The organism is Verrucomicrobiota bacterium (assembly GCA_037139415.1).
GTDB lineage: Bacteria > Verrucomicrobiota > Verrucomicrobiia > Limisphaerales > Fontisphaeraceae > JBAXGN01.
Window position 1 is genome coordinate 1 of the sequence record JBAXGN010000232.1, and the last position, 10587, is coordinate 10587.

The following is a 10587-nucleotide window of genomic DNA, read 5'->3' on the forward strand; positions in this document are numbered from 1 at the left end:
AGTCTCGCGGAATGGCTCGAAAAAGACAAGGTTTAACTTAACATAGTAATACTAGTTACCAAACCACTAGACTCAGACCATACACCACCGCCGTTTTGTTCCCTGCTTTCATTACCGCTATTACGAGTAAAGCCATTGGTCAGAGAAAATCCGGCAAGTACGGCGTTAGTCCCGACATAGGCACAGCGGATGGCCCCATCGCCACAGTTGGTGGTGCCGGGGGCGGGAGTGCCAACAATCCACGTCACGTCCGAGCCATTCACACTTTGAACGGTGATGGCCTTATCAATGGCCACCCGGTTGGTCATGGTGCCATAGACGGCTTTGCCGCCAGTGTTATACATGCCGTTGGTGACCAAGACGATATCGCCTGCCTGGGCGGCATCCACGGCAGCCTGGATGTTTTGCGCGGCAGTTTCCCAATTGGTGTAGGGGGCGGAAGGGTTGGGACTGTTGATCCAAACATAACGCGTTTCGGCCTGTGCCACCCATGACACAAGCAGCCACAGCAGCGCAACGGTCAGCGCCGATGAGGTTCCGATATAACCACCATTTGACAGGCGGAGGTGCATATAAGAACCTCTTACACCATAGTCCGATAATTTACAACCGGATTTTGAGGGAAATATTTGTCGCGCAGAGCTGCATCAAGCCCGTTGGTGCGTTACGAATACTACGAGGTGGGCAGGGTCGGTAGTTCCGTACCCCCCACTTTGGCCCTTGCCCCAAGAAATCGCGGGAGTCGCATTTTTTGTGAGTGCGGCGGCAAGGTGGGGTGATACATTCTGATTTCGGAATGCGGAATGCGGAATGAAACTGATTTTGCAGAAATATTTTCGGGCAGAAAAATATGACCGAATAAAATCGGAGTATGGAACCAGGTTTCTACCTCTCGATCTGAGTTATTCGAGTGCCCCCTTCTCGGCCCGCGAAACACGCGAATTTACGCGAATGGGAAACGCGGCCCCTATCACTTCTCACTCGCACTGCCGATGCGATAAAACCGGTGTTTACCGACCGCATTCGTATCCAGCAGGTTGGTCGTTCCCGCGTAATTCGTCACGCCCGCGATGCACCGCCACCCCAATCCCATCGGCATCTCTGCGACGCTTATTTCTGGACAGCACCTAATCATGAATGGTGCCTGGCTTCGGTTTGGGCAGATTGGCGTTGGAATTCCAGTGGCCGGCGGCGCGCATCCGCTTCGCCCAGGCGTCCCATAGCGCGGCCAGTTCCTTGACACGCGCCGGTTCCTGCGCGGCGCGGTCCTGCAACTCCACCCGGTCGGCTTCCATGTCGTACAGTTCCCAAGGTTGGCCGGCCAACGACACCAGTTTCCACTTTCCGGCACGAACGGCGCGATTGCCCTCGTGCTCGAAGAACAACGGTCGTTCCGCGTCCGGTTCGCCACGCAGCGCGGCGCAAAGACTGCGCCCTTCGGCGGGTTGGATGGCCACGCCGTTGATGGAAGCCGGATAGGCGGTACCGGCCACTTCCGCGCACGTGGGCAACAGGTCAACGATATGCCCTGGCCGCCGATCCAATTCACCCGGGCGCTGCATGCCCGCCGGCCAATGGATGATCAACGGCGTGGCAATGCCGCCCTCGTGGCTGTAATGCTTGTACAACCGGAAGGGCGTGTTGCAGGCATTGGCCCAACCACTGCCGTAACTGAAATAGCTGCCCGGCGCCCCCATGGACTCCAGTTCCGCGCCCTGGTGCAGGAGGTTGAGCCCGCTGGTGGTGCCCAGGTTGACTTGCTGCACCTGGTTGGTCACATCGAATCCAAACGGATCCCACTCCGCACAGGCGCCGTTGTCAGACAGGAAGAAGATGAGGGTGTTATCGAGTTCGCGATGCTGTTTGAGGTCCGTGACCAGCCGGCCAATATTTTGGTCCATGCGATCCACGGCCCCGGCAAAAACGGCCATCCGCCGGGCAAGATCAGTGCGACGATCGGCAGGGAGTGAATGCCACTCGGGATTTTGCCGGTTCGCCCATTGATGCGCGGTGGCCACACGGTTGGGTGGCACGGTGGAACGGGGCGACAACGGCCAGCGTTCATCGAGCAATCCCAGTTGCTTTTGCCGGGCATAACGCACCTCGCGGATTTTATCCCAACCTTGTTCGTAGAGCTGCGCATATTTTGCGATCTCGGCCTTGGGAGCGTGCAGCGGGAAATGCGGGGCGTTATAGGCCAGGTAGAGGAAGAACGGTTTATCCGCCGTCTGGCGGGCGGAGGCAATGAATTCGAGCGCGAAATCGGTGATGGCATCGGTGGCATAAAAAGTCCCTTCCGCATACTCCCGCGCCGGTCGGCCGGGGGGCAGCCGGGTGTAAAGTTTGGAATTCCAAAAACTGCCATAGCCGCCCAACATGCCGAAGTATTCATCGAACCCGCGCTTGATCGGGCCAGGCTGCCCCAGGTGCCACTTGCCGGACATGAAGGTCCGGTAACCCGCCGAGCGCAACAGTTCTGGAATCGTGACGCAATTCGCCGGCAGGCTGCCTGACATTTCAGGGAAACCGGCCGCGTGCGGATAAAGCCCCGTCATTATGGACGCGCGTGAGGGACAGCACCGCGCGCCGTTGTAAAACTGGGTGAAGCGCAATCCGCCCGCCGCCAACGTGTCCAGGTTGGGCGTTTGGATTTCGCCGCCATAACAACTGAGATCACTCCAGCCCAGATCGTCGGCCAGAATGAGCACAATATTAGGCTTGGCCACTGGCCTTGGCGCATCGGCGGCAGGGAGCGCCGCCGCCAGGGCGACCAAGGCGATGAGGGGCACCAGGGTGGTTCGTTTCATTCGCTGGATTTGGAATCAGAGTCTTTCGGCGGTAATCGTCTTTAACTCACCATTCACGCGCACCTTGGCTGTGCGCGGTTCTTTGGCAGCGATCCGGTAGCGGGTGACCTTCCCGTCCTGCCACGCGATGTCCACCTCAAATCCACCGCGGGCACGCAAGCCTTTCACGCTGCCGGTCGGCCACGCGGTTGGCAGTGCGGGCAGCAGTTCGATCTCGCCGGCATGTGATTGGAGCAGCATCTCGCAGATGCCGGCGGTGATGCCGAAATTACCGTCCATTTGCATCGGTGGATGGAGGCCGAACAGGTTGAGGCAGGTGTTACGGTTGGCGAGCAGACTCTGCACCATCCGGTGCGCGTTCTCGCCATCGCGGAGCCGGGCGTAGAGCGCGCTGCGCCAGGCGAACGACCACTCGCGGACATCCGAGTTGGCGTCTTCGCCCCGGGCGATCAGCGATTTCTTGGCGGCGGCGGCGAACTCGGGAGTCTTGGCGACGCTGATCCAGTCACCAGGGAACACGGCGAACAGGTGCGAGGTGTGCCGGTGATGGTCGTCGGCTTTGTCACGGTCGGTCATCCATTCCTGGAGTTGGCCCCAACTGCCGATCTTCGGGCCGACCAGCTTATCGCGCATCCCACCGATTTTTGCACGATAGTCGGCATCCATGCCGAGGGCTTCGCTCGCGGCAACGTAATTATTGAACAAATCCCAAACAATTTGCTGGCTATAGCTGACGCCGTCTTCGTGCGGGCCATGCTCGGGCGACCAGCCGTTCGGGACGACGAGCCGGCCATCGGGCAGCGCCTTGAGCCGGTCTTCCCAGAATTCGCAGGTCTCTTTCATCACCGGGTATGCGACCTGCTGGAGCCAGGCCTTATCGCCACCAAAGGTGTAGTGCATCCAATAATGTTGGCAATACCACGCGTTGGCGGTCACATCCCACTGCCAAGCCTGGTCGCCGTTGATGCCGTGCGAGGTGCGGACGGCCCAACCCCGGGATTTGCCCGATGTGGTGGCGAACCGTTTTTCCACCGCGGTGGCCTTGCGCCACGGTTCAAGCTGGCTGGTGACCAAGTCGAATAGGGTCGTGTGACATTCTCCCAGGTTCGCCGGCTCAGCGGGCCAGTAGTTCATCTGGATATTGATGTTCGCGTGGTAATCGCTGTGCCACGGCGGATTGTTGCTGTCGCACCACAACCCCTGCAAGTTGGCTGGCAACCCGCCAGGACGCGAACAGGAAATCATCAGGTACCGTCCGTATTGGAAGAGCAGTTCCTCCAAGTCAGGATCGCCGCCCTTTTCGGCGTGCGCCACTTTGCGCTGGTCGGTCGGCAGCGCGAGGCGGTCAGCCGGGGTTGCGCCCACATCGAGCACCACGCGGTTGAAGTACGACTGATATTCGGTGAGGTGCGCCGCTTTCAAGGCGTCGTACTTTTTCGCGGCGGCAGCGGCCAGCCGTTGTTCAATCGCAGCATGCGGATTCTCGCCGCGATAGTTCCGGGCGTAATCCGGCACATAATCCGTGCCCGCCGCGACGAGCACAGTGAGGCTGTTGCAATTGGCAAACTCGATTTTACCATCGCCAGCCTGGAGCGTGCCACCGTCGGCGAGCGCGACGAGTTTTGCCTCGTATTTCATGCCGTTGCTGAGGGCGCCGAAAAACGCGAGGGAGTTGCCCGTCGCCACCGTCGTCTCCTTGTGTGAACCCGGGAGTTGCAAGGTGCCGGTGTAAGCGCCGGGGCGGTCGGCGGAAAATTTCAGGACCATTACGCCAGCCGGGTGGGACGCGAACGCCTCGCGGCGGAAGGTCACGTCGCCATCCTTGTAGCTCACGTTGTGGATGGCGGTTGCGAGATCAAGCGAGCGGCGATAATTTTGCACGTTGAGAGCGATCTCTTTGACTTGTGCCGTCACGCCCGGGATCACGATCTCGGCGACCTGGAAATGGCTGATTCCTTTGTTCGGCGCAAACGTCAGCCGGTAGAACCGGTAGGCCGTGGCATTTTTACAGGTAAAGGTCTTCTGTTCGCGCCGCTTTGCAAACGGCGGCTCGTTTTCGTGGCGGTCCAGCGTGAGCCAGGTTTTGCCATCGGTGGAACCGCTGAATTCCCAGGTGGATGGATCGCGGGCCGGGACATCGTTGGCGGAAATGAACGAGTACTGATCCACCGCGCGGACTTCGGGCAGGCGCAGTTCCCAGATGACGGGCCGATCATGATGTTCGACGCACCACTTGGTTTTCAGGTCGCCATCCCCTGCGGCGGCGATTTCTTCGCTGGCAGTGAAAGCCTTGTGTTCACTGGCACAGACCACGGTCGGCGCGGTCATCGCGGGAGCAGTGGTCGCGGGCACGACGTCCACAAGGAGTTCGCCAAGCATTTGGTAGGAACCCATCTTGCTGTAATTGTCATCCGAAATCTCGGTGCCGGTCCAGAGGCTGATTTCGTTGAGGACGACGCGTTCCTGTTTGGCTCCGGCGTAAATCAAGCCGCCAAACCGGCCATTGCCGATCGGCAATGCCTCATTCATACCCTTCTTGGCCGGCTGGGTGTACCACAGCGTCAGGTCTGAGGCGGCGCATTGCGCCACCAGCGGCGTCAGCAGTACCGCGAGAACGATGCTCGTTTGCGACTTGTTCATGTTCAGTTTCCTCATGTTCGGTTCCTTCCGTTTACTTCAACGCGTCGGGAGTTCGCGGCGGTATTCGTCTTTGAATAATCCGATTTTAGCGAATGGCATCGGCTCAAATGCGGGTAATTCCTGCAATAGCCGGGCACCCTTGCGAAGCGTGAAATCACCCTGCTTCGCCGCCGTAAAACCGAGATCAACCACTTTCTCCGGACTGCCGGATACGTTGCCAAAGCCCTTGATATTCGCCGCCATCGCCACGGTTTTGGCCCCGCTCGTGTTCACGGCCAGATTGTCCGTGATCGCGAACTTGTCGAGCAGCTTCTTGACGTTGCCGTCGAAGTCGCACACTTGCTTGCTGCAGTCCACGAAGACGTTGCGGCGGATGGGATTATTGAGGGGTTGCCGCGGTTCTTCCTGCATGATCGCAGCCAACCGCGGGTACTTCTGGCTCCATGGCGGCTCGGTGTAATTGAGCCGCTTGGCTTTCGCTTCAAGGCTCCAACTCGAATCAGCCGGATTGTTCCACTGTTTCCAGGTCATCCCCCGCGCATCCATGTGCAGCCCGATCGGGCAGTCCACGACCAGGTTGTTTAATATGGGATTGTCACGACCGCCGCCAATCATGATGGCGCGCCCGGCGCGGTAGAAGACGTTGCCCTCAATGGTGTCGCCGCAGTCGCAATCGTCGAGATACACGCCCATGGTGTTCACATGTTTACTATCGCCGCCGCCGAGGTCATGAATGTAATTGTGCCGCAAAATATTGCCTTGGCTGGTCCAGTCGCGGCCAGTGTAGAACGCGCCCGAGTCGCCCGTTTCCATCACCACCCGATAAATCTCGTTCAACTCGAAAAGGTGTTCATTGCCGCCGTATAAAACGGCGTTATGCGGCGCGTCGTGAATGCAATTATTGCGCACGATCTGCCCGCAGCCCTGCACCCCAATGCCAGGAGCGTACGTGCGCTTGAATATCCCATAGTGATGGATGTGGTTGTTAAGGGCCAGGTTGTTGGCGGCGGTCAACGTTTTTCGGTCGCCACCGTTCAGCATAATGCCACCTTTCCCAAGATTGAACAGTTCACACGAACGCACCGTATTGCCTTTGCCATTGACTGAAATCCCGTCCCCGGCGCAGTTGGCCACGACGCATCCGGCGATTTCCACATTTTCCGTGTTCTGCAAGACAATGCCGTCCGAGTGCGCGGATTCAAAGCCCAGCCCGACCAGTTTGATATGCCTGGCGTCGTTCACTTTGACCAGGGGTTGGGATAGCGTGGCCAACACAATCAACGAACCCTTGAGCGGTTTGGGGGGATAGAAATAGAGCCGCTTGCCGGCCCGATCCAGATACCACTCGCCAGGCGCATCCAATTCTTCCAACAGGTTCAGTGCGAAGAAACGGCGCTTGGCCGCGCCCCAGGTGCCGCCATTGATCCCGTAGTTATGTGGCGCCGCCAGGGTGATGCGTTGCTTTTCCTTGTCATAACTGGCGATGCGAATCACCTCGTCACTCCAATCGTGCGTCCAATATCCCAACAGCCATACGCCCTCCTCCAGATTCCACCGCTTGGGTCGCGTGTCTTCCAGGATGAACGAGCCGGGGTGCAATTTCCGCAGCGCCGGATCGGTGGCGTCAGCCTTGGGCAGGCCGTTGTCCACCGCTTTGCTGAACGACGCCCAGCCAGCCTCCGGCGCATCGGCATTCGGCCAGCGCGCCAAGGTCATGGGTTGCGAATCCACGTATAGCCACGGACCGACCGGCACACCCGTATACGCGTTTTTGAAGGTGTCAAATTTGCCACGCGCCGACAGATCGCAGACCAGGACCTTGCCGCGCGCGACTGGATCAAGCCGGGCCAAGACACGTTCATCGGTTACGGGGGTGAACGCCTCCGGCGCCAACGTGACCCCGCCATGGAAATGTACCTTGCCATGCGCCTGAGCGCGGTAGGTTACCGGCGCATCCGCGGTGCCGCCATCCTCCGCGCGCAGCTCAAACGTCGTATCGAACCGGTAAACGCCCGCACCAACCTGGACCGTCGCCGCCTCGCCGGCTTTCAGCGTCCCAGCCTTGCGGGCCGCGCGGATGCCGTCGCGCGCTTGGAGTAACGTCTGATACGGAGCGCCAACCCCACCATTGCCTCCAACGGGAGCGTCGGTCGCCACATATACATTGAAGTCTGCGAACGCGCAGGAAACCATCCCTAGCGTCAAAACCGCTAATAATTTCATTGGCTATTCTTTTTTATAAGTTTTTCCGGGCTTCGGTGAATCTGCTTTCCGATGAACGGTGATCGTTGCGCATCCGCCTACCACGAAATCAGCAATTCACCGGTGATGTCCCGCGCGACGAGGCGGCGGCCCCCATCCTCGACCGTATGCGGCACGGATTTTTCGTTGGTGGTGCTCAGGTTGTTCACCGCCAGGATCACTTTCTTGGCGCTGGTTTCCGGGTAAAAATGCACGGTGGCCTGTTTCAGCCCGCGCACATGCAGGCGGCGCGTGATACCCACGTGGCCGGAGTGGCGCTCGATGCAGGAAAGTTCGCCGTCGTCTTTTTGTTCGACCAACACGCGCACCTCGCGATGCCAGGCGCGGGGCATGGTATAGGTGGCATCCCCATTTTCCAGCCACGTCTCCGTGCCGACCATCACTGGCGCGCCATGCGGCAGGCGGAGCCGGAGCTTGACCGCCGTGGAGGGGCAATAGCCGGAAAAGTAAAAGCCGTTGTTGCTGCGCGCCACCAGGACCAAGGGATTACGGGTTTGCGGTGACGGTTTATCAAAGCGGGAGCGCACCCCAAAACGATCCAGCATCCAGCGCATCAGAAGTTCCGGGGTGAACAGTTTGCGCGGATCATCCGGCGTCGGCAGATGACCGCCGCCGATGGTGCAGGCAAAACCGCCGCGCACCCAGGCCAGGCGTCCCGTGCCTGATTTTTGCGGAGCCCCCCGGAAGACGGCATACGCCCGCTCTTCCGTTCCCTGAGTGACGGTGGCGCATACTTCGCACCCCGGCGACGCCCCGCGCCAGACCGTGGTAATGCCACCGGCGGAAGGCACTTCGCGATGATTCAATTTTCCCGCGAGGGTTTCCTGCCGGAACACATCGGGCACAAACTGATGCTGCATCGCCAGTTCGCCGCTCAAGGGCGCGGCGGCTTTCACATTCAACCGTTGCAAAAGCGTTTCGCCCGCATGTTCCGTAGGGCCGTACAGGAGCACATCGTACCCAGCGGCCAGGCAATCGAAAAGCGCCGTTTCCAGCGGGCTGCCGGCATCCGGCACCGGAGTCAGCAGAATGCTGTGGCGGTACACGTTGGGCCGGGCTTTGAGCGAGGCGAGAAAGTTGCGGGTGGAAACCACGGTATTCACCGGCAGGCCGGCATTCACCGCGCCGCGCATGAACCAATCGCCGAAAAACGGTTCCGCCAGGCGCGGGTCGTTGCCAAAGACGCGGTCATGATATTCGTCAAAGGGATAAATCCAAGTGAGGAGGCCCGGTTCATCACTATAATGCGAGGCCGCCGTCAACACATGGGGAATGACTTCTCGCGGGCAGGCCTCGGGCAGGTTGCCAAACGAATCGTCAATGGTAAGCAAGTTGAGATTTGCCGGGCGGGTGACCTCCCCCCGGGCATTGATGCGGGCGATGGCGAGCGGCAGATAAATATCATGCGGATCGCGGCCATAACGGTCAAACCACGGACTGTTCAACCACCATGGGTCATGCGTGTAAAAGCGGAACGGAAACTTCTCATTCGGCGGCAGTTCAGCAATGTGCGACAGGTAGCCCACCACCTCCAACCCAAAGTCGCCATCCAGCGCGGCCCACGGGGAATTTGGCGGCGCGGTCAGGTTAAAGTTACCGCGGTAAATATCCGCCAGCGGGGAGCCGGCGGAGGCGAGATCCGCGCCGGTGGACAGATTGCTGCCTCGCGTTTCCAGCGGGAAATTCGGGCATTCCTGGCGGAACTCGCGCCAGAACGAGAGGATTTCGGAGCGGACTTTGCCAGCCCGAGCGGCATCAAACGCCTTACCGTCAAACAGCAGACCCTTGACGCTCCAGGCACTGAGCGAGAACCCAAATCCGTTGGAGAGCCACAGATAATCAAACCCCAGATCGCTCAGGAAATGCTGGCTCTGACGCCCCAGGAAACGACCGAGCGTGGTGCCTTCCGGAATGCCGGCGGGGAAGCCCGCATACGGACGGGTATCGCCCTTGAGAATGGCCGTGCAAGCCACCCATTGGTTCTTGCCCATGAGGTCGCCCTGCGCAATTTCCGTGTGCCGTTCGTATTTAAAGGAAGAATGGGCAAACTCCGGGCCGGGATCAAACGTCGCCCCAACCACGACTGGTTTGCCAGTCATTTTCTGGCCGGTTTCCTTCAGGCATCGGACAATGGTTTTCAACCAGCGATACGTGATGTGTGGCGGATTTTCCATGTACAGCCAGGGGGTGCTATGCAGGCTGAGGCGTTGCGGATCGCCCGGGGCCGGGTCTTTGGGCGGCGTACCGATGCCGACATACCTGGCCCATTCAATCTCGGTGTCAAGTTGTCCGGCATAATCGAGAATTTCACTCCCATCTGCGGTCCAAAGCATCACCCCCACCGAACGGCAGCGGCGAATCACGCCATCCCATTGGCGGAAAATGGTCGTGCATACCTCGCGGATGGCGGACTCCTCCATCACCCGAAATGGTTTCAAACTCATCTCAAACGTGACCTTGTCAAACAGCAGCGGCTCTTCGCCCGCAAGCGGATTCGGCGCCACCTTGAGCACGGGTTCGGCAATCACGCGTATCCCGCTGGAGGCGTAAGCCAGCGCCATGGCCGAGGCGGTCAACCAACTGCGGCGAGTAATCGTATATGGCATCATGGGGTAAGGTATATCAAAGACCGGGATGCCATGGCAGAAAAATCTTTAGGCGGAGAAAAGACGTTTTATGGAGGCCTCAGTGCATACAAAATTAATTCTGGGTCCCAGCCGTCTCATTCCCCTCGGCCAATTTACAATACTTGCGGCCTCTGGGTTTCAGTCAGCCTTTCACCTTACCCGAAGTCGCGGCAACTGCGAGCAGTCAAAGCCGACGTAATTCCAAATCGCTATCAAGATGAGACTAATTCGCTGGTCTTTTGAGCTGCTGG

General features: G+C 59.3%; 6 protein-coding genes. All 6 read right to left on the bottom strand.

Translation table 11 applies throughout. The annotated features are described in order from the left end of the window. Positions 1 to 32 precede the first annotated feature (32 nt). The gene (locus WCO56_26420) at positions 33 to 572 is read right to left on the bottom strand and encodes a hypothetical protein (protein ID MEI7733135.1); all 540 of its coding nucleotides are present in this window, start codon (positions 570 to 572) and stop codon (positions 33 to 35) included. Between the two features lie 398 nt (positions 573 to 970). Then, positions 971 to 1099: a hypothetical protein gene (locus WCO56_26425; GenBank protein MEI7733136.1), complete on the bottom strand. Its 129-nt coding sequence runs from the start codon at positions 1097 to 1099 to the stop codon at positions 971 to 973. 28 nt (positions 1100 to 1127) lie between these two features. Beyond that, entirely contained in the window at positions 1128 to 2807 is a 1680-nt protein-coding gene (locus WCO56_26430) for an arylsulfatase (protein ID MEI7733137.1), read from the bottom strand. Positions 2808 to 2822: 15 nt separating this feature from the next. Next, the gene (locus WCO56_26435; protein ID MEI7733138.1) at positions 2823 to 5447 is read right to left on the bottom strand and encodes a glycoside hydrolase family 95 protein; all 2625 of its coding nucleotides are present in this window, start codon (positions 5445 to 5447) and stop codon (positions 2823 to 2825) included. 36 nt (positions 5448 to 5483) lie between these two features. Continuing rightward, entirely contained in the window at positions 5484 to 7670 is a 2187-nt protein-coding gene (locus WCO56_26440) for a right-handed parallel beta-helix repeat-containing protein (GenBank protein MEI7733139.1), read from the bottom strand. Positions 7671 to 7747: 77 nt separating this feature from the next. After that, on the bottom strand, positions 7748 to 10318 hold the full coding sequence (locus tag WCO56_26445) for a hypothetical protein (GenBank protein MEI7733140.1): 2571 nt from the start codon (positions 10316 to 10318) through the stop codon (positions 7748 to 7750). Positions 10319 to 10587: the final 269 nt, after the last annotated feature.

Bases quoted from the DNA above. Each gene is read 5' to 3' on its own strand.
- WCO56_26420 (MEI7733135.1), bottom strand. From the start codon at position 572: ATGCACCTCCGCCTGTCAAATGGTGGTTATATCGGAACCTCATCGGCG.
- WCO56_26425 (MEI7733136.1), bottom strand. From the start codon at position 1,099: ATGCCGATGGGATTGGGGTGGCGGTGCATCGCGGGCGTGACGAATTAC.
- WCO56_26430 (MEI7733137.1), bottom strand. From the start codon at position 2,807: ATGAAACGAACCACCCTGGTGCCCCTCATCGCCTTGGTCGCCCTGGCG.
- WCO56_26435 (MEI7733138.1), bottom strand. From the start codon at position 5,447: ATGAACAAGTCGCAAACGAGCATCGTTCTCGCGGTACTGCTGACGCCG.
- WCO56_26440 (MEI7733139.1), bottom strand. From the start codon at position 7,670: ATGAAATTATTAGCGGTTTTGACGCTAGGGATGGTTTCCTGCGCGTTC.
- WCO56_26445 (MEI7733140.1), bottom strand. From the start codon at position 10,318: ATGATGCCATATACGATTACTCGCCGCAGTTGGTTGACCGCCTCGGCC.